26 protein-coding genes and 1 tRNA gene are annotated in these 23,640 nt (G+C 40.0%); 16 read left to right on the top strand and 11 right to left on the bottom strand.

Going from position 1 to position 23,640, the window contains the following annotated elements; genetic code table 11:
- Positions 1–81 precede the first annotated feature (81 nt).
- Genes EGN73_RS14510 through EGN73_RS14525 form a run of 4 tightly spaced genes read left to right on the top strand, consistent with a single transcriptional unit; the run spans position 82 to position 3,184 of the window.
- A complete protein-coding gene (locus EGN73_RS14510; protein WP_219291278.1) occupies positions 82–846 on the top strand; it encodes an SDR family NAD(P)-dependent oxidoreductase in 765 nt (254 codons plus the stop codon).
- Positions 847–1,623 carry a M15 family metallopeptidase gene (locus EGN73_RS14515; protein WP_219291280.1) on the top strand — a complete coding sequence of 259 codons (777 nt, stop codon included), beginning with the start codon at positions 847–849 and terminating at the stop codon, positions 1,621–1,623.
- Between the two features lie 24 nt (positions 1,624–1,647).
- The gene (locus EGN73_RS14520) at positions 1,648–2,418 is read left to right on the top strand and encodes a ThuA domain-containing protein (protein WP_219291282.1); all 771 of its coding nucleotides are present in this window, start codon (positions 1,648–1,650) and stop codon (positions 2,416–2,418) included.
- Positions 2,419–2,422: 4 nt separating this feature from the next.
- Positions 2,423–3,184: an alpha/beta fold hydrolase gene (locus EGN73_RS14525; RefSeq protein WP_219291286.1), complete on the top strand. Its 762-nt coding sequence runs from the start codon at positions 2,423–2,425 to the stop codon at positions 3,182–3,184.
- 32 nt (positions 3,185–3,216) lie between these two features.
- Here EGN73_RS14525 and EGN73_RS14530 read toward each other — a convergent pair whose 3' ends face one another.
- Positions 3,217–3,717, bottom strand: coding sequence for an amidohydrolase family protein (locus EGN73_RS14530; protein ID WP_246611589.1), 501 nt, complete (start codon positions 3,715–3,717; stop codon positions 3,217–3,219).
- A 106-nt stretch (positions 3,718–3,823) separates the two neighbouring features.
- On the opposite strand from EGN73_RS14530, the gene EGN73_RS14535 reads away from it, so the two are divergent.
- From EGN73_RS14535 to mnmC2, 3 genes are all read left to right on the top strand, one after another.
- The gene (locus tag EGN73_RS14535; RefSeq protein ID WP_219291371.1) at positions 3,824–5,065 is read left to right on the top strand and encodes a M16 family metallopeptidase; all 1,242 of its coding nucleotides are present in this window, start codon (positions 3,824–3,826) and stop codon (positions 5,063–5,065) included.
- Positions 5,066–5,179: 114 nt separating this feature from the next.
- Positions 5,180–5,662: a 2-C-methyl-D-erythritol 2,4-cyclodiphosphate synthase gene (gene ispF / locus EGN73_RS14540; protein WP_219291289.1), complete on the top strand. Its 483-nt coding sequence runs from the start codon at positions 5,180–5,182 to the stop codon at positions 5,660–5,662.
- A gap of 1 nt (position 5,663) precedes the next feature.
- On the top strand, positions 5,664–6,347 hold the full coding sequence (gene mnmC2 / locus EGN73_RS14545) for a tRNA (5-methylaminomethyl-2-thiouridine)(34)-methyltransferase MnmC2 (protein ID WP_219291293.1): 684 nt from the start codon (positions 5,664–5,666) through the stop codon (positions 6,345–6,347).
- Positions 6,348–6,756: 409 nt separating this feature from the next.
- Here mnmC2 and EGN73_RS14550 read toward each other — a convergent pair whose 3' ends face one another.
- The 10 genes from EGN73_RS14550 to EGN73_RS14595 form a co-directional block, all read right to left on the bottom strand.
- Positions 6,757–7,827: a DUF3810 domain-containing protein gene (locus EGN73_RS14550; protein ID WP_219291297.1), complete on the bottom strand. Its 1,071-nt coding sequence runs from the start codon at positions 7,825–7,827 to the stop codon at positions 6,757–6,759.
- A 4-nt stretch (positions 7,828–7,831) separates the two neighbouring features.
- Positions 7,832–8,416: a NifU family protein gene (locus tag EGN73_RS14555; RefSeq protein WP_219291300.1), complete on the bottom strand. Its 585-nt coding sequence runs from the start codon at positions 8,414–8,416 to the stop codon at positions 7,832–7,834.
- Positions 8,417–8,487: 71 nt separating this feature from the next.
- A complete protein-coding gene (locus tag EGN73_RS14560) occupies positions 8,488–9,147 on the bottom strand; it encodes a porin family protein (RefSeq protein WP_219291303.1) in 660 nt (219 codons plus the stop codon).
- A gap of 107 nt (positions 9,148–9,254) precedes the next feature.
- Entirely contained in the window at positions 9,255–12,026 is a 2,772-nt protein-coding gene (locus EGN73_RS14565) for a carboxypeptidase-like regulatory domain-containing protein (RefSeq protein ID WP_219291306.1), read from the bottom strand.
- Between the two features lie 115 nt (positions 12,027–12,141).
- Positions 12,142–12,354, bottom strand: a complete 213-nt coding sequence (locus EGN73_RS14570) for a hypothetical protein (protein ID WP_219291309.1) — start codon at positions 12,352–12,354, stop codon at positions 12,142–12,144.
- Positions 12,355–12,366: 12 nt separating this feature from the next.
- On the bottom strand, positions 12,367–13,905 hold the full coding sequence (gene gltX / locus EGN73_RS14575; protein WP_219291312.1) for a glutamate--tRNA ligase: 1,539 nt from the start codon (positions 13,903–13,905) through the stop codon (positions 12,367–12,369).
- Positions 13,906–14,114: 209 nt separating this feature from the next.
- Entirely contained in the window at positions 14,115–14,480 is a 366-nt protein-coding gene (rplS, locus tag EGN73_RS14580) for a 50S ribosomal protein L19 (RefSeq protein ID WP_219291314.1), read from the bottom strand.
- A gap of 80 nt (positions 14,481–14,560) precedes the next feature.
- Positions 14,561–15,247 carry a tRNA (guanosine(37)-N1)-methyltransferase TrmD gene (trmD, locus tag EGN73_RS14585; protein WP_219291317.1) on the bottom strand — a complete coding sequence of 229 codons (687 nt, stop codon included), beginning with the start codon at positions 15,245–15,247 and terminating at the stop codon, positions 14,561–14,563.
- A complete protein-coding gene (rimM, locus tag EGN73_RS14590; RefSeq protein ID WP_219291320.1) occupies positions 15,247–15,777 on the bottom strand; it encodes a ribosome maturation factor RimM in 531 nt (176 codons plus the stop codon). The genes trmD and rimM overlap by 1 nt, the downstream gene beginning before the upstream one ends.
- A gap of 14 nt (positions 15,778–15,791) precedes the next feature.
- A complete protein-coding gene (locus EGN73_RS14595; protein ID WP_219291323.1) occupies positions 15,792–16,361 on the bottom strand; it encodes a 30S ribosomal protein S16 in 570 nt (189 codons plus the stop codon).
- Between the two features lie 262 nt (positions 16,362–16,623).
- Here EGN73_RS14595 and EGN73_RS14600 point away from each other — a divergent pair.
- From EGN73_RS14600 to EGN73_RS14640, 9 genes are all read left to right on the top strand, one after another.
- Positions 16,624–16,695: transfer RNA gene (locus tag EGN73_RS14600), tRNA-Arg, on the top strand.
- Positions 16,696–17,049: 354 nt separating this feature from the next.
- A complete protein-coding gene (locus EGN73_RS14605) occupies positions 17,050–18,531 on the top strand; it encodes a potassium/proton antiporter (RefSeq protein WP_219291326.1) in 1,482 nt (493 codons plus the stop codon).
- A gap of 3 nt (positions 18,532–18,534) precedes the next feature.
- Positions 18,535–19,353 (top strand): universal stress protein, encoded by an 819-nt coding sequence (locus tag EGN73_RS14610; RefSeq protein ID WP_219291328.1) that lies wholly within the window; start codon positions 18,535–18,537, stop codon positions 19,351–19,353.
- 555 nt (positions 19,354–19,908) lie between these two features.
- Positions 19,909–20,406 carry a hypothetical protein gene (locus EGN73_RS14615; protein ID WP_219291332.1) on the top strand — a complete coding sequence of 166 codons (498 nt, stop codon included), beginning with the start codon at positions 19,909–19,911 and terminating at the stop codon, positions 20,404–20,406.
- Between the two features lie 169 nt (positions 20,407–20,575).
- Positions 20,576–20,851, top strand: coding sequence for a hypothetical protein (locus EGN73_RS14620; protein WP_219291336.1), 276 nt, complete (start codon positions 20,576–20,578; stop codon positions 20,849–20,851).
- Positions 20,852–21,117: 266 nt separating this feature from the next.
- Entirely contained in the window at positions 21,118–21,522 is a 405-nt protein-coding gene (locus EGN73_RS14625) for a helix-turn-helix domain-containing protein (protein WP_009033859.1), read from the top strand.
- A 265-nt stretch (positions 21,523–21,787) separates the two neighbouring features.
- On the top strand, positions 21,788–21,934 hold the full coding sequence (locus EGN73_RS14630; protein WP_219291339.1) for a hypothetical protein: 147 nt from the start codon (positions 21,788–21,790) through the stop codon (positions 21,932–21,934).
- Between the two features lie 44 nt (positions 21,935–21,978).
- On the top strand, positions 21,979–22,545 hold the full coding sequence (locus tag EGN73_RS14635; protein WP_219291342.1) for a hypothetical protein: 567 nt from the start codon (positions 21,979–21,981) through the stop codon (positions 22,543–22,545).
- Positions 22,542–23,297 carry an HNH endonuclease gene (locus tag EGN73_RS14640; protein WP_219291346.1) on the top strand — a complete coding sequence of 252 codons (756 nt, stop codon included), beginning with the start codon at positions 22,542–22,544 and terminating at the stop codon, positions 23,295–23,297. The genes EGN73_RS14635 and EGN73_RS14640 overlap by 4 nt, the downstream gene beginning before the upstream one ends.
- Positions 23,298–23,640: the final 343 nt, after the last annotated feature.

Genomic DNA, 23,640 nt, shown 5'->3' on the forward strand with positions numbered 1-23,640 from the left:
TTAGAGATAAATCTGACGATAATATTTTCCGGTTGTCCCTTTTGGCTTTATTCCCTTGATATTTCTTTTTAGATTCATGACATGGAAAACAAAACTGCATTGGTCACGGGCGCTACCTCAGGAATAGGCTGGGCAACCGCTGTGGCATTGGCTGATATAGGATATAATATTATTGTTACCGGAAGAAGGGCAGAAAAGCTGGAAGCCTTGGCTAAAATACTGAAAGAAAAAGGTGGTAAGGTTCTTCCTCTTAATTTTGATGTAAGCAAAGAAAGTGAAGTTATCCAGGCGATTAACAGCTTACCTGGTGAATGGAAAGAGGTAGATATCTTGGTCAATAATGCCGGAAATGCGCATGGACTTTCCCCCATTCAGGACGGAGATGTACGGGATTGGGAAGCCATGATAGATATCAATGTCAAAGGGCTTCTTTATGTATCCAAAGCCATTATTCCTTCTATGGTAAATCGAAAAAAAGGTACTATTGTAAATATCGGCTCGATTGCCGGGAAAGAAGTATATCCCAACGGAAATGTGTACTGTGCTTCTAAGCATGCCGTAGATGCCATCACCAACGGCATGAGAATGGATCTCAACCCGCATGGAATACGTGTGATCGGAGTGCATCCCGGATTGGTAGAAACAGAGTTTTCATTGGTCAGATTCAAAGGCGACGAAGAAAGATCAAGGAAGGTCTATGAAGGTTTTCAGCCCCTCACTGCAGAGGACATTGCAGATACCATTGCTTTTGCTGTCAGTAGACCGGCACATGTAGTCCTTGCAGATATTGTAATGCTTCCTACTGCTCAGGCTTCCGCCACAATCGTGAATAAAAAACAAGTTTAAATGACCCTCAAACAGATCTCAATTATTTTCATTTTGGCACTGCTTATATCCTGTGGAGGAAACAATAAGGAGCAGGAAATAGAAATGCCTGAAGATGCCATAGAAATCCCGACCAGAGAAGATTGGGTGGTGGATGATACAGATTTTGAAATTAGTGAAGTAATTGGAGAACTCGAACAGCGCCTAATAGATGCGGGCTTAGTAGATGTAGAAGAAGTGATTCCCGGCATTTTCGTGGACTTAAAGTATTCCACTTCGGATAATTTCTTCGGTAAAGACGTCTATGGAGACCTGACACGCTGCTATGTGCAACCTCAGGTGGCCGAAATGCTCAAAAAAGCCCATAACAAACTTCAGGAAGAATATCCGGATTTGACCTTTTTGGTGTATGATGGGGTAAGACCTCAAAGTGTACAGCAGATCTTATGGGATGAATTGGATAAACCCGATAGCATCAAACCGCTCTACGTCGCAGACCCTAAAGTGGGAGGACTGCACAATTATGGTGTAGCCGTGGACCTGACTTTGGCAAATGCTGAAACAGGAGAAGCTTTAGACATGGGAACTCCTTTCGATTTCTTTGGATATCCTGCTTATCCGGACAGAGAAAAGCAAATGCTGAGAGAAGGAAAAATTAAACCTGAACATGTGAAAAACAGGGAAATCCTACGAAAAGTCATGAAACACGGTGGATTTACAGGAATCGGTTCTGAATGGTGGCACTTCAATGCCTACAGTAGAAAAGAAGCTGCTGAGAAATTCGGGATGGTAAAATGATCTAATAATAAAAAACCTATAACTATGAACTCCAAGACCTATTTAACCGGCTTATCACTGGCCATTATTCTCTTGCTAGTCTCCTTTGTAGACTTACAGGCACAAGCCCAATTCAAAGCTTTGGTATTCAGCAAAACCAAAGGATTCAGACATCAATCCATTCCTGATGGGGTCGTAGCTCTGAAGAAGCTTGCAAGAGATCATCAGTTTTCTGTTTACGCCACGGAAGATGCTGATATATTTACTGATGAAAAACTCAAAGAATACGATGTCATTATCCTGATGAGTACTACTGGAACGATTTTCAATGAAGATCAAAAAGCTGCCTTCCAGAGATTTGTACAAAGTGGCAAGGGAGTAGTGGGCATCCACAGCGCTACAGATACAGAATATGAGTGGCCATGGTACACCAAACTCATCGGGGCACAGTTCATGAATCATCCTTATATCCAATCTGTAAGACTCAATGTGGTGGACAGAAAGCACCCTGCGACTTACCACCTTCCTGAGAAATGGCTATGGACTGACGAGTTGTATGCTTTCAAAAATTTCAATGAAAATGTAAGGGTCCTGATCACTGCTGATGAAACTTCCTACGACACCAATTTCTCCTGGAAGCCTACTGAGGGCATGGGTGACTTTCACCCTATGGCTTGGACCCACGAATATGATGGAGGCAGGATATTTTATACTGCTTTAGGACATACAGATTGGTCATTCTTGAATGAAAATTTCCTACAACATATCTATGGCGGCATTTGGTATGCTGCAAAAGGCTTTCCAATAGAAGAATAAAAAAATGGAATTAAATTTTAAAAAAACGGGCTCAGGAGAGGCACTGATCATACTTCACGGTCTTTTTGGCTCTGCTGACAACTGGTTCAGCATAGCCAAAGAGCTCGAGAATGACTTTACACTTTATTTGGTAGACCAAAGAAATCATGGAGACTCTCCCAAAAGTGAAGAATGGAATTACCAAGTGATGGCGGAAGACTTAAATGCCTTTATGGAATCCGAAGGACTAAAAGATGCAAACCTGCTAGGGCATTCCATGGGAGGCAAAACAGTGATGAAATTTGCGCTTACTTTTCCCGAAAAAGTAAAAAAACTGATTGTCGCGGATATTGCACCTAGGTACTATCCCATTCATCACGAAACTATACTGGAAGGATTGAATGCTGTGCCAATCGATAAGATCAAAAGCAGAAAAGAGGCCGATGATGCCCTTTCAGCGCATATCAATAATCCAGGAATCAAACAGTTTTTGCTCAAGAACCTAGCGAGAACAGAAAGTGGATTTAAATGGAAAATGAATCTCCCGGTCATTACCGAAAAAATTGAAAATGTAGGAGAGGAAATCAACTCTGAAAAACCATTTGAGAAACCCACCCTATTTATGGGAGGTGAAAACTCAGACTATATCCAAGATAAAGACAAGGAAGATATTGAAAGACTTTTCCCTAACCATCATCTAATTTATATCAAAAAGGCAGGTCATTGGCTACATGCCGAACAACCCCAAGCAGTTGTGGATACGGTTAGGGCTTTTTTGAAGAGGTAAGAAAGATTAACATAAATATATGTGTGATTATTTTATGCTTGTTGTATAAAAGGACCGGAAACATAAATAGTAGGTCCGGGAATTTCTCCCTTGTTGATCCTGTCCCTCACATTGATACTGGCCTCTAGTGGTGCTCCTAAGTCCCTGGCACTGGTCACTCCTGCCCTCAAAAGCTGATGGGCAGAAGAAGGCATGATGACAGATTCAAAAAGATCAATGTATGTACTGTCCCAATGGGTGTAATTACTGTGGCCGTTGATCATCAGGTGTACGTGCATATCCCAGAGGCCTGGCATAACTGACATGCCTTCTGTAGAAATCACTTCTGCACCCTCCGGAATTGACAAAAATCCAACCTGTCCGATTTCCTTTATCCGCTCATTCTCTATGATAATCACAGAATTGCGCAAAGGAGGGCCTCCAAAGCCATCTATCATGGTTCCACCGACCAAGGCTTTTATTCCTTGGGCATTTATCATGTTCGGCAATAATACCATTGCACATACTAATTTTAAGAGAATAAGTTTTTTCATAAAAAGGAGGTGAATTGAAACAGGTAAAAGTTAAGGATAATCCAATGGCAAGTAAACAAAACCTACTGAAATAGCTTTATTTTCTTAGCTTTGCCCACCAGATATGATGATCAATTACCAAAAATTCACATTGGACAATGGCCTCGAGGTATTGGTTCATGAAGATGCCAGCAGTCAGATCGCTGTGGTCAACATCCTCTACAAAGTTGGATCAAGAAATGAGCTGCCCGGCAAAACAGGTCTGGCGCACTATTTCGAACACCTGATGTTTGGAGGTTCAAAGAATGTCCCTTTATTTGATGCCGCACTGGAGAGGGTAGGTGGGTCGTGCAATGCCTTTACCAATACTGACATCACCAATTACTATGTCACATTACCCGCCGTCAACCTAGAAACAGCATTTTGGCTGGAATCTGACAGAATGTTTCAATTGAGCTTGAATAAAAAAACGATTGAAACCCAAAGGAAAGTTGTCATCGAAGAATTCAAGCAACGGTACCTTAATCAGCCTTATGGGGATGTATTCCACCACATGAGGGATTTGGCTTTTGATAGGCACCCATACAAATGGCCAACCATAGGCAAAGAGCTGGCAGATATAGAAGGCTACACCAAAGAGGATGTAGAAGAGTTTTATCTGACCCACTACAGCCCCGATAATGCTGTCATGGTGGTAGCTGGAGGGGTAAAAGCAGATCAAGTCATGAAATTGGCTAGAAAATGGTTTGGAGACATACCATCTGGAAAAATCCCTAAGAAAAGTATTGTCCAAGATCTCCCTCAAACTGAAAAAAGAACAAAGGAAGTCATGGCTGAAGTACCAACTGATGCCTTATACAAAGTATATAGGATGCCGGCCAAACTTCAGGATGGTTACCTGGAGGCTGATTTAATCACTGATATTATAGGATTTGGTAAATCATCTATACTAGAGCAGAAGTTGGTCAAAAATGGGCATATTTTTGCTTCAATTGGAGCTTATATTCTGGGAACTGTGGATCCGGGATTGTTGGTGTTTTCGGGAAAAATGGAAAAAGGACAGAAAGCCGAAACAGCAGAAAAAGCCCTGAACGAGGTGATCGGAGAATTACTTCAATCGCAGATTCAGGACGATACTTTGACCAAAATCAAAAACCAGGCAGAAGCCATGAAGACTTACGAATCCGTACAACTTCTGAACAGGGCCATGAGTCTGGCATTCTATGCCCACTTGGGGGATGTGGACCTCTATGAAGCCCTCTATGAGAAAAAAACAAGTATCCCAGCTTCACAGATTATGGACTGGGCCAAAAACATTCTACGGGAAGAAAATTCATCCGTACTATATTACAAGTCCAAGGAAGAGTAAATGAATTGTATTTCAATTGTATTTCAATTGTATTTCAATTGTATTTCTACTTTATTTCTACTTTATTTCAATCTAAATACCCAATTTTAAATCAACCTTATTTCTACATCGATAATGACAAATTTCAGAATAGGATTTGGATATGACGTTCACCAACTAAAGGAAGGCTATGACTTTTGGCTGGGAGGCATCAAACTGGAGCACGAAAAAGGGGCCGTAGGTCATTCGGATGCAGATGTACTTATCCATGTTATCTGTGATGCATTGCTTGGTGCTGCGGACTTAAGAGACATCGGTTTTCATTTTTCGGACAAAGATCCAAAATACAAGGGCATTGACAGCAAGATACTCCTCAGGCAAGTCTTGAAATTGATCAGAGATCACGGTTATGAAATCGGGAATATTGACAGCACCGTTTGCCTGGAAATGCCCAAACTCAACCCTCATATACCGTCAATCAAAGAATGCCTGGCAGAAGTTATGGGAGTAAATTCCGGACAAGTTTCTGTAAAAGCCACGACAACAGAAAAGCTGGGTTTTGTAGGCAGGGAAGAAGGGGTATCTGCCTATTGTGTCGCATTGATTTATAAGAAATAATATGGGGAAAGAAGTCAAAATCATCACTACCGAAGATGGTTCTCATTCGCTTTTTTTACCAGAACTGAATGAAACTTACCATTCTTTTCACGGGGCATACAGGGAGTCCGTTCATGTTTTCATGCTTTATGGATTAGAAGCTTGGTCCAGTAAAAATCCAAATCATTTCCCTATCAGAATTTTTGAGGTTGGATTTGGAACTGGATTAAATGCCTGGCTGACCCTTGTTTGGGCGGAACAATACAAAGTCCCTGTTTTGTACCACAGCATAGAACCTTTTCCTTTGGAAAAGGAGATTTTTTCCCAACTCAATTATACTGAGGTAGATGAGACCATTTACCATTATGCTCCTTATTTCCAACGCCTGCATGAGGCCAAGTGGAATGAAGGCGTGGTGGTCTCCGAATATTTTAACATGAAAAAGGATATCTCTACATTGGAAGAAGCAGTCCTTTATCCTTCTGACGTGGTATTTTTTGATGCTTTTGCACCTAACAAGCAACCGGAGCTTTGGAATTCGGATATGCTGGGGAAAGTGACAGAAACCATGAACCCAGGCGGAGTATTTGCTACTTACTGCGCAAAAGGTCAGGTGAAAAGAGACTTAGCTGCTTTAGGTTTGGAAGTAGAAACACTCCCCGGCCCTCCCGGAAAAAAGGAAATGACAAGAGGCTGGAAAAAGTAATATCAGAATTTGATTTTACGCCTATCTGAATCATTTTGAACACCATTTTTTTTATTTCTACCATTGACAGATTAAAAGAACCGTCATTCTGAACGGAGTGAAGAATCTCCCACTCTTAAAGTAAGGAGATCCTTCATCTCCGCAAGCTCCGATACCATTGACATACATTGGGGGCGGCACGTCACCCTGAGTGAAACGAAGGGTCTCTTTGACTTGAGTGCAGGAGATTCTTCGTTCGTTCCTCACTACCATTGACAGATATGGAGGGATCGTCATTCTGAACGTAGTGAAGAATCTCCTACTTTTAAAGAGAGGAGATCCTTCATCTCCGCAAGCTCCGATTCAGGATGACGTACACCAATTGTCATTGCCTTTCTGTAAATGCCAAATTTTAACATCTCAGCAAGACCTACTCTTTCAACCTGTTTCTCCAGGCAAAAGCCAACATAGGGAGCTGTTGGTAACTATTGACACCTGCCTTTACTCCCTGGGTTTTGAGAAAAAGGTCATTTGACTTGCGGCTTAGCTCCTGATTGATAGGCTTGATGGCCTGCTGTGCCCTCTGAATGGATTGCAAGTCATTTCTGATGCCAGCAGGTAAGGTTTTGTAAAAATGGCTATACAGCTCCTTGGACATTCTGTACAGGTCATTCATCTGATAGCGGAGGAGTCTCAGCTGACCTGAGTATTGTAAAAGCGCATCATCAGAGTTAGAACAGATCACCCAAGCAATGAAATTGGCCTCCCCTTCGTCCGTTACCCCATAGCTATGTGCCATTTCGTGGGCAATGGTAAAAGGCTTCTCTAATGGATGCAAAGTAGGGTCAATGTAACTTTCTCCAGTATAAGGAAAATAGATCCCCAAAATCCCCATTTTGCGCATAAACCCAGCTGGGTAAAACTGCTTGGTCCTTGGCTCTCCCGTGAAGTTCAAACCCAGCAAGTAAAGATTTTCCCTCATATTGGAACGTACCAATTTTTCCAACTCGGGAAAATCCATGATCTCTTCAATCGCCAAGGTATCAACAGTAATATTGTAGCGGAGTTGGTTGCTGATATTTCTGGTCAACTCCAGTTCTTGGATCAGCTGTGTCTCATTCAGGGCCAGTGGTTTGAGATCCAGCTGCTGAAAAATAGGCACTCTTTGGTAATTGTATCCCCACAAGAACAAAAATAAGAAAACAAGTGCTCCAGCACTGTTGAACAGGTTGCGGATCGCATAGCCCAACTTCTGCTTCCATCCTTGGACCTTTGCCAGTCTATAAACAAAATACACCGCCAATGCAAAAACCGAAGCCACAAAAATGTACACAGTAGCGAAAGGCAATTGTGAGATGGTCTTGTCTATGACGTTCCGGATACCTGGAAAAAAAGAACGGGAATAGATTTCTTCTGTCTTTTCAGGGTATTGGACAGCAAAATGCCTGACCAGCAAACTGATCAGGCCTAAAATGGTCCAAGTCCAATTACCCTTCAACACAATATTATACTCCTTCTGCCTGAACTTCCCTTACCTCTTCCGGCAACATTCTCGTAAGCAGGTTCTGTATCCCAGCTTTCAAAGTTACTGTACTGGAGGGACATCCCGAACAGCTTCCCTGTAGCAAAACTTTGACAACCCCATCCTGAAAACTATGGAAGACAATTGCTCCTCCATCTTGTTCTACAGCCGGACGGATGTATTCATCGAGGATACCTTTGATTTTTTTAACAGTTTCAGAATCGTTTTCATCAAACAAAGGATCTTTGTCAAAATCCGCCTGAACGGCAGCTTTCCCTGATTCCAGATAAGACTTGATGTGATTACGGACGAAATCCTGGATCTCAGGCCATTCAACCTCAGGCTTTTTGGTTACTGTCACAAAATTGGAAGCGATAAAAACCCGCTCCACAGCAGCAAAGTTAAAAAGCTCTTTGGCCAAAGGCGAATTACCAGTGCTGGCCGGATCTGGGTAATCAAAACTGATACCCTCATCTGCCAACATAAAGTTCACCACAAATTTCAAAGAATTGGGATTAGGATTGGCCTCCATGTATATATGAACAGGTCTTTTCTGTGCTTGTAGCATGATTGATTTGGTTTTTGGTAATTACTGCTTTTAATACTGATAAATTGCCTGAATAGTTCCTGACAATACGATTATTGCCACTTGGCTTTTTTGATCCTGATCAAATAGGTAAGGGTAATCTCCAATGTGGTGGTATTGAGGTCAAAAATTCTCCCTTGGGATTCGGGATCTCCAAACTCATAAGAAAAACGACCATCAGCTGCCAATGTACTCATTCCAAACAATTTGGAAATACCTGCTCCCAAAGAAAGCCCATACATCACCCTCTTGGGGTCATCTCCCGACTGTCCATACGTCGGTAATTCGATCACATCCCTTTCAAACTCCCTACTTACGTCCCTTGCATTAAGAAGATAGCCAAGGTGTGGGCCAACCTTTATGTGAAACCGGCCAGACCGTCCAAAATAAAAATTTGAAAGCAGGGGCATTTTGAGGTAATCCATCTCAGTCCTGTTGACCATCATGGCGTCATTCTCCTGATTGTAACCTAAAGTAATGTATTGCAGCTCAAACTGAAAACCGGCATTTTTTTGTCCGAAATGTTCGAGAACCAAAGCGTAAGTCTGGGCAGTAATTCCATCCGCAAACTGAACGGGCCTTCCCAATTGGTACCTGTAGCTAAGCGAGGATATGGAAACTCCCCCTCTGAACCCGACACTGGTCTGTGCGGTCGCCAAGTGAGTAAGGGATAAAAGAACAAACAGCGTAAGACTGAGCTTTTTGATTAACATGCCCAAAATTAATGATACTTTATGACTATTCAGCAGAACGGCAGAGCGATGCGCTTATTTTTAATTTGTCCGCTAATTTTTCTCTTTTCACTTCTTTCAGAATAAAGTCAATCTTGTGCCGCGGGAATCAGTAATGTTCCCCTTACCGGATTGCCATTGATATCAAGCCCCTCAACAACCAAATATTTGGGGCTCTGGGTATCATTGGTATAAAACTCAAGTGTAGCCTTTCCACTGCCACTTTCAGTAACCATGTAAGGGTTCCAATATAAAGTCACTCTTTCATCGAGTTCGGGAGACTCCTCTGCCGTATCATAGTCAAAAGGGACAAAGTTGCTTGGCATACCAAACCCTTCAATAATCATATTGCTCATACCCGGTGAGCCCAGAGAAAATGCAGGCATCGGGCTAATCCCTTTCTTCAGGTAAATGGCTATAACTCCATTCCTTCCCAAGTCTCCCATCATCGAACTTGTCCGACTTACAACTTCTATCCTGTCAATGTCATTCGGATTGACCGTTCCTATGTTGCTTGCTGCAAGTACTCCAGGACCGGAGGGCATAACAGATCCGTCAATCATAACCAAAGGCTCCATGGAAAGATTTGCCGAAAGGGCTCCTCCTCTTATTCTTATTTCTTGCATAGTAGTCACCGACATCCCGGGCACCTGTGCCTTTAGGCTCATCAAAAGGTCCGTGACCGTTCCGTTACGGTTGAGATTTTCCCCTTTGATCACATAGTCAGCCCTTCCATAGATAGCACGGGAGCCCGCAGACTCTTTCTCAGTGGCCACTTCTACAGTTTCAAGCTGCACGGTTTCTTCCTCCTCAGGAGTGTAGGAAAATATCGAAGTCGCTGTTTGGGTAATATCCGGCATTTTCAAATGTGCAGGGATTGAAAAAGGAGGATTCATCTTCTCTGTCAATTGGAAGGTTCCAAAGCCTTTCCCTTTTTTATCTAAGGCCATAAAAGAGAAATCCATAGGGCCATAAAACTCCATTTCCTCAAGGGTAAAGTTTCCTTCCTTATCAGATTCCAAATCAAAAGACCCTTCAAAATTATTGAGAAAGACAGTAAAAGGTGTACTAACACCTTTCCCCTTTTCATTGGTAAATCTTCCCTCTACATTCCAAGAAGTCTCTAAGGGATAAGAAAACTTTTCCGGAGTGATATGATCCGGAACATTTACAAAATCCATCCCCGAAATAGCCGTGATACCTGTCGGGAACAATGGGGAAAAGTATGTGTCCTTTACAGAGGCTGAGAGATTTGCAGCCAATGGCCTTCCTTCTGGTCCAGTTAGGGATATTTCGACTTTGACTTTTTCCCTTTTTCCATACTTATCTTTATCCAAAGCAAAAGTAAAACTGGCCTCACCCTTTTCTTCATCAGGCTTATCTGCCGACAAAACCCTATCATAAACACTTACCACGGGTAAGGCCTTAACAAAATAGGAGTCTGGGCCATAATTTCTGTTCCAATTGGTGTAAGCCCTTAGGTAATATTCTTGTTGCTTCAGCGTATCCGGCAAGAAAAACTCCCCTACTGCGAGTCCATTTTCTATCTTAAATTTTTTCTTTAGGACAATATCCCTTTCTGAAGAAATCACTTCAACATGCAGGATTTTACTTAAATCTCTTTTATAATCCGGATTGGCATACCTGAAATAAGCCTTAAAAAAAACAGGATCTCCTTGGTAATAAAAGTCCCTATCAGTATGCAGATAAACTTTTTCCTGAAGACTGCCGGCATCTCTGACCATTTGTCTCTGTAGTCTGTCGGATAGATTAGGCTTGTAATCAAAAGGTAACATGCTGCTGACTTTTCTCTTATCCATATCTCCGGAAAAAGTCACATCCTTTTCATTTACCACCATGCCATTTGCATTGACGTGTACATAGTTTCCATTTACTTCAAGCCACGAGATAGGGTATGGGGCATCTCTATAGGTATTGACATTGGAAAATCCCTTTTCGTAATGGATTTCTATCCTTCCTTTAAGAAAAATCCGGTATTCCCCTTCCTTTTTACCAGCCTGTACGAGATTGTCCGGCTTGTACTCTACAATAGAATTTCCGAGTTCGTTGGCAAAAATATCTGTCCTTAAATTACGGCTTTCCGAACCTCCGGCCTTATCCCCATAGAGAAAAAAACCCTCTTGGTTGTGGGTATTATCCAGCATGGCCCGAAACATATTGGCTGGAGATTTCAGGTAGGTATCCAGACGGTTCTTTTCCCAGTTTGCTTTCGTTTTGGGATCAGGAGCTTCCAATTCCTCGAATCTTGTAGCACCTGCAATAACGTGAAACTGCGAAGTATACTGAAATTGCTTGAGGTCAAAAGTAAGCTTGTACCCCAATGCCCGGTTTTCGATTTCTATCGGCTGAAAAGCTTCCGCCCTAAAATTATTGTTGCTGTTGTCATCCGGGAAGTCTATGACCCAGGGGTTGATGATTTCGGATTGTGCCGCCAGGTCATCCGAACCCAAGAAGTAGTTTTTGAACTTTCGAAGTTCCCGTTCCCAGGATTTGTCCCTTTTGGCTTTTATTTCCACATCGCTCAATTCCTGATCCAATGGGACTAAGCTGATATTGAAGGTCAGCTTAGAGCCGTCCTTTACAGAAGCGGATTTTTGAATGGCTTCATACCCCATAAAGGAAAAACCCAGGTCAAAGTCCCCTACAGGGACGTCAGTAAGTAAGTAATTGCCATCAAAATCCGTAGTAGTAGCAATTGTAGAATTATTGATGAAAACATTACAGAAAGGCAATGGCTCATTGGTCTGGGCATCTATTACTTTCCCGGAGATGGAGCCTCCCTGTGCCAAAGAAAGATTTGCTATAAGCAGCAGGGCAAATAATGAGAGAAGGTGTTTCATGATAAAAAACTAATTAATGCGTCGAAATATAAATAGTGATAAACTAATGTCCTAAACATCAGCTGGTTTTTTCACAAAAAATCACAAAAAAGGCCGGTATGGACCGGCCTGATTTTTACTTTTTTTTCTTTTTCCCATCTTTGATCTCATCGATGTCTTCTCTATCCTTTAACTTTTTATCTTCGACATTTTTGTTGAGAAATTCGTTGAGTTTATCTATGGAAAAAGAGCTGGAAATCTCACCAAATGAATTGATGTTCATCTGAAAGCCATCCAAGTCCTTATGGACTTTGGGGTTTTCTTCCTTTTTCGGATTCTTTTTTGCCATAGCTATTGAAGTTTAAGCTGAAACTTTTAGGTTTTTCAAAGCGAAATCGATTCTGCTGACAAGTTCATCTTTGCCAATGATGCTGAATACCGCCATCAGATCCGGGCCGGCGCCTACACCTGTCACCGCCAATCTGACCGCCTGCATGACCTTACCCAATTTGATACCATTCTCTTCCGCAGCTGATTCCAGGATGGATTTGGCAGTCTCAGGCGTCAGCTCCCCATCAAAACCTGACAGTTTTTCCTTGTAAGTATTCAACACCGTAAAGGCATCATTGTTCCATCTTTTCGATACTACTGCCTCATCAAAGGTCTGCGGAGCTACAAACATGAACTGACCTTCCTTCCAAAGGTCCGAAGAAAAAGTCGCCCTTTCTTTCATAATATGTGCAATCTGGGCTGCTTTCTCAGAACTTACAGAAATGCCTTCTTTTTCCAGATCTGCCATCAAATATGCTCCGAGCTCCTCATCAGACTTGGCTCTTAGGTACTGTTCGTTGTACCATTTGGCTTTATTGATATCAAACTTGGTTCCGGATTTTCCGATTCTTTCAATACTGAATGCCTCCACAAGCTCTTCCAGCGAGAAAATCTCCCTGTGATCTCCTGGGTTCCAGCCCAGAAAAGCCAGAAAATTCAAAAAGGAATCAGGCATATATCCCTGCTCCCGGAATCCCATTGCCTTTTCTCCGGAGTTGGGATCTACCCAATCCATAGGAAAAACAGGAAAACCGTGCTTGTCAGCATCTCTTTTCGACAGCTTACCATTTCCATCAGGCTTAAGCAAGAGTGGAAGGTGCGCAAACTGAGGCATGGTATCCTCCCAGCCAAAATACCTGTAAAGCAGGACGTGAAGAGGTGCCGAAGGCAGCCATTCTTCACCTCTGATCACATGTGTGATTCCCATCAGGTGGTCATCTACAATATTGGCCAAGTGGTAAGTAGGCATTCCATCGGATTTCATCAGTACCTTGTCATCCAAAGTAGAGGAATGGACCATTACCCAGCCTCTAATAAGGTCGTTTAACCTTACCTCTTCCTTTCTCGGGATCTTGATTCGGATCACATAGGGTTCTCCGGATTCCAGCCTCGCCTTCACCTCATCCTCAGGCAATGTGAGGGAGTTTTTCATCTGGGTCCTGGTAATGGAATTATACTGCGGAGAAACCACCCTTGCAGCAGTAAGCCTTTGCCTCATGGCTTCCAGCTCCTCAGCGGTATCAAATGCATAGTAGGCATGGCCTTTTTCAACCAAATCCAGCGCATATTGCATGTACATCGGCTTCCTTTCGGACTGTCGGTACGGACCTACTTCTCCAGGATTCCATGGACTTTCGTCCGGAGATATCCCAAGCCATTCCAAAGCCTCTTTGATATACTCTTCGGCTCCCGGGACAAACCTGGTCTGGTCAGTGTCTTCTATTCTCAATAAAAATTTGCCATTGGTCTTCCTTGCATAAAGGTAGTTGTATAAGGCTGTTCTGACACCTCCAATATGAAGGGCTCCTGTAGGGGATGGAGCAAATCGTACACGTACTTCTCTGTTCATTTTTGATTATTTCTTTCTATTCCTAAAACAGATTCAATCGAAAGCTGTTGGATTTACATTCAAAATCAGGGGGCAAAGATAGGGAAATTTGAGGACTTGGAAACCTGCTTGCCTCAATTATGGGCTTTTACCCTGAGGGAAACCAGAATATTTATAAAAAAGAAAAAGGGAACCCGAAGTGGATTCCCTTTTCATTCCAAAAGCAGGAATTACTTGGTATGTCTGATTTTTTCCTTGATTCTGGCAGCCTTACCTTGACGGCCTCTCAAGTAGAACAACCTTGCTCTTCTTACTTTACCTTCTCTCAACAATTCTATCTTTTCGATAGAAGGAGAAAGGATTGGGAAAATTCTTTCCACTCCCACTCCGTTGGAAATTTTCCTTACAGTGAAGGTCTCTCCGTTAGAGTTAGGGTTTTTTCTTTGGATTACAGTTCCTTGGAACTGCTGGATACGCTCTTTGTTACCCTCAGTGATTCTCACGTGAACATTGATAGTATCTCCAGCCTTGAAAGAAGGGAATTTGGATCTTGCTTCGCTGTATTCCGCTTCTACAAATTTAATTAGATCGCTCATAGCATTATATTTTTTGTGACCTCATTGCTCATGGTCACCTGTTGAATAGATTCAATTTTCAATTGCCTACTTTATCGCCTTTAAAGTTCTTTGCCGCTCAATAAATCGGGCCTTCTCTCTTTGGTTCGGCGAACCGATGCTTCAAACCTCCAGTTCTCGATCTTGGCTTGATGCCCTGACAACAACACTTCCGGTACTTTCATGCCCTGGTATTCTGCCGGTCTGGTATATACCGGCGGGGCCAAAAGACCATCTTGGAAAGAATCAGTCAAAGCAGAGGTTTCGTCATTGAGGACTCCCGGTATCAGGCGGATGATGGCATCAGCCACTACTGCAGCTGCCAATTCTCCTCCCGAAAGCACGTAATCCCCTATGCTGATTTCTCTGGTGATGAATTTTTCCCTGACGCGCTCATCTACACCTTTATAGTGTCCGCACAAGATGATGATGTTCTGTCTTAATGAAAGTTCATTGGCCATAGATTGGCTGAATGTCTTTCCATCAGGACTCATATAAATCACCTCATCGTATTCCCTTTCGCTCTTCAGTGCTTCAATGCACTTGGCTATGGGTTCTATCATCATGACCATTCCGGCACCACCTCCAAAGGCATAGTCATCGACCTGCTTTTGTTTGCCACCGGCGTAATCTCTCAAGTTGTGTACCCTTACTGTAGCGATTCCTTTGTCCTCAGCTCTTTTTAATATAGAGTGGGAAAAAGGTCCTTCCAACAATGCCGGTACTACTGTGATGATGTCTATACGCATCAGTCTTCCAAGTATATGTCAAGTAATCCTTCGGGCAAATGGCAGTAAACTTTTTTTTCTGCCTTGTCCACTTTAGTGACAATCTGGTCCTGAATAGGTATCAGGACTTCCTTGCCCTTGTGGTCCACGCCCAACAAATCTTGAGTTTCCAAGTCATAAATGACTTTTATCTCTCCGATTTGCTGTTGATTCTGATCAAGCACCGAGAACCCTATAAGTTCATGGTAGTAATATTGATCATCGTCAAGCTGCTCCAACTCGGTCAGTGGAAGATAAAGTGCTGAACCTACTAGAGGGGCTACTTTTTCCACTGTATCGTAATCTTCAAATTTCGCCAACACCTTATTGGCATGCTGCAATACGAAGTGTTCGATAAAGAAAGGAACGAGTCTTGATTTTTGTTCTACAAAGATATGCTTAAGGTCTTCGTAGTCTTCCGGATAATCAACATCCAGTATTACACTGAGTTCACCATGAAGTCCATGAACTTTGGCTATATAGCCCAATTGAAAACAATTGTCTTTGTTCATGGTAAGTTTGGATATTAAGCTTTGTTTTCTTCGCTTTCTTCAGCAGACGCCTCAGGAGCATCACCTTCAGCTGCTGCTTCTGGAGCTTCCTGAGCTGCCGCTTCAGCCTCAGCTGCAGCTTTTGCTTCGTCTTCTCTGGCTTTGATCGCATCCAATCTGGCCTGGTTTTTCGCAGCTTCAGCATCCAAAGCTTTCTGACGTGCATCAGCTTTTTCTTTTGCCAATCTGTCTACCTTACCAGTGATAGCTTCTTCTTTACCAGCTTTCCAAGCTTCGAATTTCTCATCAGCCTGATCTTGGGTGATCGCACCTTTAAGAACACCGATCTGAAGGTGTTTTTTCAACAATACACCTCTGTAAGAAAGCATGGCTTTTACAGTGTCGGTTGGCTGTGCACCGTTCAACAACCATTTAAGAGCACGCTCATTGTTGATGTTGATAGACGCAGGGTCAGTGTTGGGATTGTAAGTCCCGATTTTTTCGATAAAGCGTCCATCACGTGGAGCTCTTGCATCAGCTACTACTACGTCATAGATGGCCATTTTTTTCCTGCCTCTACGCGCTAATCTGATTTTTACTGCCATATTAAATTGATATTTAGTGAATTGATGGATCCCGTCCATCGTAAATTTTGGACTGCAAAGATAGGGTTTAATTAATTAAATGCACAAATGCCTTTGAATATATTTGCTTGAATGAGGGATATTGCTTTAAATTGCGGCACAATTGAGAGAAGCGAGAGACGGGAATCAACAAACAAGATTCGAGAAATAATAAAATAAAGTCAAACAGCAAGACTTCAACCCGTCTAACTTCTCGTATCTAAGCTCTAGAAGTCTAAATAATGGCCTCGTAGTTCAATGGATAGAATAGAAGTTTCCTAAACTTTAGATACAGGTTCGATTCCTGTCGAGGCTACAATTTTTCTCAACTTTTTTATGATGAAGGAAGTGTTTTATGCTTACGTATTAGAAAAGTAAGCACCATGATTATTTTTATAGGAGTGGTTCGATAGACAAAATTCTTTACATGATAATAAGTGTATTTTTGGAAAGAATTTTTCTTTCTAATTCGGATGACAACAATCATTAAATAGAGTATTTCAAATTATCTCTTGTAAATTAGTTGGGAATAATACTGCATGGTTTTAAAACGCCTTTCTTTAAATTGATAGTTAACGGCTTGACAAATCATGGTATTAACCATGCTATTGGACTTATTAACTAATCAGAAATCGTACATTTGTTCAGGCAGATTTAGGAGAAAAGAAGAATGAATTTAGCAATTGAAAACATACTATTAGTAGGCTCTCTATTACTTCTTATAAGCATTTTAGCAGGTAAGACGTCATATAAATTTGGCGTCCCAACTTTATTGCTATTTTTGGCAATCGGAATGTTGGCAGGTTCAGACGGTATAGGTCGGATCAATTTTGACAACCCTCAAGCCGCTCAATTCATTGGTATTGTTGCACTTAACTTTATTTTGTTTTCCGGAGGCCTTGACACTAATTGGACTTCGGTGAAGCCAATTTTAAAAGAGGGGCTGGTTTTATCTACTTTAGGTGTTTTGCTGACCGCCCTTTCCCTTGGAACATTTGTCTGGTTCGTTACGGACTTTACAATTTATGAAAGTATGCTTTTGGGATCTATTGTTTCATCAACGGATGCAGCCGCAGTATTTTCAATTTTACGCTCAAAAAGTCTTGCATTAAAGACCAATCTACGACCGACATTAGAGTTGGAAAGCGGAAGTAACGATCCAATGGCGTATGTTTTGACAATTGCATTTTTGACTTTGGTAATCAATCAAGACCAAGAAATTGTTTCAATCATTCCTTTATTTTTTCAACAAATGATATTGGGTGGGATTGCTGGTTTTGCTTTTGGAAAAGTAAGCAAATTCATAATCAATAAAATCAAACTCGATTTTGAAGGACTATACCCTGTTTTGGTAATTGCTCTTATGTTCATTACTTTTTCCGCAACAGATTTTGTGGGTGGCAATGGCTTCCTTGCAATTTACATTTGTTCGGTTTATCTCGGCAATCAAGACCTAATTCACAAGAAAACCATATTGAAAATGTTTGATGGTTTGGCTTGGCTAATGCAAATTGTACTATTTCTTACTTTAGGTTTACTCGTTTTTCCCTATCAAATAGTCCCGTATATAGGCATCGGAATGCTGGTATCATTATTTTTGATAGTTGTTGCCCGACCTGTAAGCGTTTTTCTTAGTTTGATTTTCTTTAAAATGAAACTGAGAAGAAGGTTTTACATTTCTTGGGTTGGTTTGCGTGGTGCGGTTCCAATTGTTTTTGCTACTTATCCACTTTTAGCTGGGATAGAGAAAGCAAACATGATATTCAATATAGTATTTTTCATTTCGGTAACTTCCGTCATAATACAAGGAACTACATTGTCAGTAGTAGCTAAATGGCTCCATGTAGCTTTACCTGACAAGGTTAAACCGATGACCGAAATTGACAAACTCATCGCAGAACTTCCAAAATCTTCCTTGCAAGAATTCGAAATTCTCCCTGATTTCCAATCCGTCAAAAAGAGAATTGTGGATTTGAATTTTCCAAAATCAGCATTTATAGTAATGATAAAAAGAAACGGAAAGTACATTCGTCCAGGTGGTTCCACAGAGTTAGAAGCAAAAGACACCTTAATGGTTCTTGCAGATAGCCAGGAAGACTTTTTAAAAGTAAATGAATGCCTGCAACAAACTAACGTCACTTCAAAAATTTAACCCATGAAAAACCGATTTATTATTCTTATAGACTTTTCGGAGTATTCTGGCAACTTAATTAAGTATGCTTGCAGTTGGAGTAAACAAGTTAATGCTGAATTACTCCTAGTTCATCAGTCAATGGTTTTGGCCCCAGCACTCACAGATAATTATAGTAGACAACAAATTGTCGAGCACACAAATGGTCAAGCATTACAAAAATTAAAGGCTTTGGCTAAGGAATTCATTCCTTCAACTATAAAAGTATCATTCGAAGTTTCGGAAAGCAATTTACAGCTTATCATAGCAAAACTTTTAGAGGAACCCTATGACAATTTAATTTTCACAGGAATTAAAGGAACTGGCTTTCTAAAAAAGATCTTCCTTGGAAGCATAGCTCTTCAGGTTATTGATAACATTAAAAATTGTGTTGTTGCAATGCCCAAAGAAGTTGATACTTTTTCACACGATAATATTTATGTAGCAGTAACAGAAAAGCACCCATTGAATATTTTGGAATTCAACAAGTTCTTAAAATTCATAGGCAAGAACGACACCTCTATTACCTTTTTCTATTTGGCAAAACCTAATGAAAAAATCACAGGGATTGAAAAGCACTTAAAAGAGTTGAAAGAAATGTTTTCAAATCGATACAACACATCATTTGCAATTTATGAAGGTAGCAATCCATTAGACGACATCAAAAAAGTCCTTAATATTAAGTTTGATGACATTTTAGTTGTTCAAAAAGGCTCACGTCTTATAACTGATCAGCTTTTCAGACGGTTCTTAATAAACGAATTGGTTTATGAAGGACAAACGCCATTGATTGTCTTACCCTAAGTGCGTTTACATTTTCTTTTTTTATATTCGACTGACAAATTTGAAATCGTAAAATACAAAGCCAACTTTGAGTAGTGAGAAGCTCTATTAGAACCTTAATCGCAATAAACTTAATTGCTATATATAGCTTCACAATTGGCGTTGGTACAAAATCCATAATGAATTCTGGAATTCATTATGGATTAAAACTTGAAAAAAACAAGTTCACATCTGAAGTTTCTTCACAGATTTTATGTCATCTTGGGCATTCGAAGTATAATGGCAAAAACAAAAGCAATTATTCATTACTAACTTTTAAATTTTCACATTCAGTATTTAGTGAAAAAACCGCACCTCTTAATCGATTAACTGAATTTAAGATTACCCAATACTTTGGGCTTTCGAGAAATTTCCTCGTGAATCGTAGGAAATCCGATATCATTTTTCCGTTCCATTATTTTTGGTAATTCATTATATCATTGTCTACCGGATAATTTGACTGTCTTGATTTCAAGACGGCAATGCTGTATTACATTGCCCAGTTAAAAATTTTTGAATTTTAAAAATATTGTAAAAATGGAAATAGACTTAGTTACCACCTTAATAGGTTTTGTTGGATTAGCCATAATTGCTTTGCCTTTTGTTTATGATTATCGAAAAAGAAAGAAAAAGGAAAGACTTTTGTTTCAATCATTGAATGGCATTGCAGAGGAACATAACTGTAAAATAAGCCAATACGAGTTTTGTAGTGATATAATTATAGGCCTGGATGAGAGTAAAAATTTCGTGTTTTTCTTGAAGAAAAGGGGAGAAAATTTTATTTCGCAACACCTAGACCTATCAAAATTTCAAATGTGCCATACTGCAAAGAAAATAAGAACAATAAAGACTAAAAATGAAACTTTAGTTATTACTGATCGAGTCGAACTTTGCTTTGTACCCAAAAATAATCGGATGAACGAAATACGATTTGAATTTTACTATAAAGAACTAAATTCACAGCTAATTGGACAATTGCAGTTGGCTGATAAATGGGCAAAGCAATTAAACGACAGAATATCAAATGCATTGTAAAGCAATAAGACCCTATGGAAAACCATTGTGTCTTATAACAATTATCCTTTATTCAAAAAGAACTTAAATATCTCACACTTCCAGTAATAAAAAACCGATTATTGGCCTCAATCTGCTCTTGGATGGTGCTTTCGCCATGACATACGATGGTGGCTTGACCGATTTGGTAATGGTGGTTGACAAAGTCCTGAATTTCATAATCAATTCTGTTGCAGGACACCATGCAGATCAGCAGACAGCAATGCACTTGTTCGGTTTTCTTTTTGACAAAACAGCCCTTCAGCTTATTTCGGAGGGTTTGTTGTCCAAAGGAGATGATCCGGGTTGGTTGAAACTTTTCTACCAGGAGTTCCAAAAATGCATTGAAATGCGGTTTTCTATCTATGCCGGTTTTTGTGATTTGGGTATCCATGCCTCTGCCGTTTTCTGTAAGCCAAATTGGTAGAAAGCAATGGGATAAAGTATTCTAAAACAGCATATGCTAGTCGATATTGAGGATAAAATATTCGGTTCCACTTCAACATTCTATACGGCATAAATGAGCAATAAATTATTCAGGTTAAGCCGTTCGAAGAAGGTGAAGGATATGGATTAAGATGGGATGGAAAGTGGTAAGTGTTTATTTTTCTTTGTTTAATTAAGCATTTAAAAATAAATTTGAGAAAGACAATCATCAGAAATCATTAAATTGGCTTTATATAAAATCGCACTATGAAGGAGAGCATTCACCACGGCAGAAATATCAAGCGCTTCAGGGAAATGATGGGCATCAAGCAGGAAGTATTGGCTTTTGAGCTTGGTGAGGATTGGTCACAAAAGAAGGTTAGTCTTCTAGAGCAAAAAGAAGAGATTGAAGAAGATCTGCTTCGTCAGGTGGCAGAGGTGCTTAAGGTTCCTGCTGAGGCGATAAAGAATTTTACAGAAGAGGCTGCCGTAAATATTATTTCGAATACTTTCAACGATCAGTCCAATGGGTATAATTATTATCCAACGATTAATATTAATCCGATGGAAAAATGGGTTGAAACTTTGGAAGAAAACAAAAAACTGTACGAGCGCTTGCTGGAATCCGAAAGGGAGAAGGTGGAACTTTTGAGAAAGATGCTGGAGAAGTAAGGGGAAGGTGCTTCTGGAAGGATCTAGAAATCAAATAAATTATTGACATTTGATTAGAAGAGAATTCTTCACCCTCTAAATCCTTCTACATTTTACTTGCCTATAAAGGCAACGGTTTCTACATACTTTTTGATTAATGGATAAATTCCAGTCAAAGACTGTCAAATTTACCCAAAAACTAAAACATCTATTCCATTTTTATTGCAAATCCTACCGAAAACAGGCAAATTGGTTGTGAGAATTTTTCAATAATAAAGCAGGGAGCATGAACCACCAATTTCTTAAACCAAGGCAGGCATTAAACAAGGCATTTTTAAAAGTTAAGCCTTTCACGCAGGTTTATCAATTGGTATTTGAACTGTATGGGTTGACGGAAGAGGAGATTAGGATTGTGGAAGGGGGGGATGGGTGAATATAACTGTTCGAAAACTAATCAAGATTGGCCAAAAAAAATACATGGATAAACTTCTTAAATCAGGAGAAGTATACTTCAATACTATTGAATTTTTTAGAAAAAATGATGTAGATGATTTTTTGAGGGGTGATTTTGCAGAAGGTCTAAAATATAGCCCACTACCAAATTTTAGAATTCCTTCCTTAGAAGAATATGGTATTAAGTTTAAAAATGCAAAAATCAATGGGGATACCGACATAAGCCACCTCTATTCGATGTATATGGTAACAACTGAATTTTGGGAAGGCAATATTCATTTTGATAAAAGGATTTTAGAATTTGGAGATTACGCTTTAATAATCAAGCCCCGTGAATTTTTAGAAAAGGTTATAAAAGCTTCAAAATATGAAATTAAATATGGGCCAGCCGTCTATTACAGAACCCCAACAATTCCACTTTCACTAAATCCCTTTTCCAAAAGAGAAGAATTTAAATATCAAAACGAATTTCGCTTTGTGATCAATTCAAGTTCAAAAGACCCAATCAAAATAAAAATCGGTGATATCTCAGACATTGCTACAATGATTCCAACTGAAACTTTATTGAAAATTAAATTTTTAAAGAAATGAAAAAAACTAGATCTCAAATTTTCGAAGACCTTAATGTTTTTCCAACAAATTCTAGATGGGCATGGTGTGCTAAAAATGATGCTATTAAAACGGCAGTTTTTACTTTATGGAATGATGAAGAAAAAGACGGGGTTTGGATACTTCATGATGACGATGGGAGCTATAAAAAAAACGGATACTTTGATCAAGAAAGAGTCCTAAATCTTGCAATTGACAATAACTTTGAAGCATTTGGAATTGTAGTTCACGCGGTAGATGTTTCAGAATCTCCTAGAAGTATTCAGTTCGTTGAAGAATCTTTTTTGATACAGCTGAAATTATCAAGAAGGGGGTCAAAGATTTATGGTAAAGAAATAAAAAAGATACCTTACCTAAAGGTTGCCAGAAATAACAAGTCAAAAATTGAATCACATGGGCTACTAGATCTTGAAAGTCCTCCATTAGGGAGAGAATTTGCTGACCGAGCATTTTCAAAAGGGTTTCTTTTCAAAAGAGATCAGAAAGTAAGGAAGTATGTTTTAAATAGAGCAAAAGGTAAGTGTGAATACTGTGGTGAATTAGGTTTTGAATTAAAAAGTGGAGAAAATTATTTAGAGACCCATCATATTATTTCCTTGGCATCCCAAGGATCTGATACTATTACGAATGTAATTGCTCTTTGTCCAAATCATCACAGGCAAGCCCATTTCGGTTCAAATGCCGAGACTTTAGAAAAAGAGTTTATTGCAATTTTAGAAGGTCTTAACGAATGAAAAATTCAACATTTAAACAAAAAAATTTTTATAGAGCGTATATATGGGACCCAGAAAACCCTAAGAAACAAAGTCCATGTACTATTTCTGTGCAAAATGGAGAACCTATTACTATTGAGTGTTGGGAAAACCTTCAAATTTTCAAAAATTTTTTCTTTGAAATAAACTTTCATGATCCAATAAGATACTTAGGGCTTCTTGCTCAATTCTTAACTGACTGATATTCAATTAAATAATTAACAAAAACATAACACAAAAACCCCGAAATCGGCTGTTTTAAGCTTTTTTCGGGGTTTTCTTTTTTGTATTTTAAGGTTGCAGAATAAAATACATCTGAAGATAT

This window comes from Arthrospiribacter ruber, assembly GCF_019343195.1.
In the GTDB taxonomy this organism is placed as follows: domain Bacteria; phylum Bacteroidota; class Bacteroidia; order Cytophagales; family Cyclobacteriaceae; genus Arthrospiribacter; species Arthrospiribacter ruber.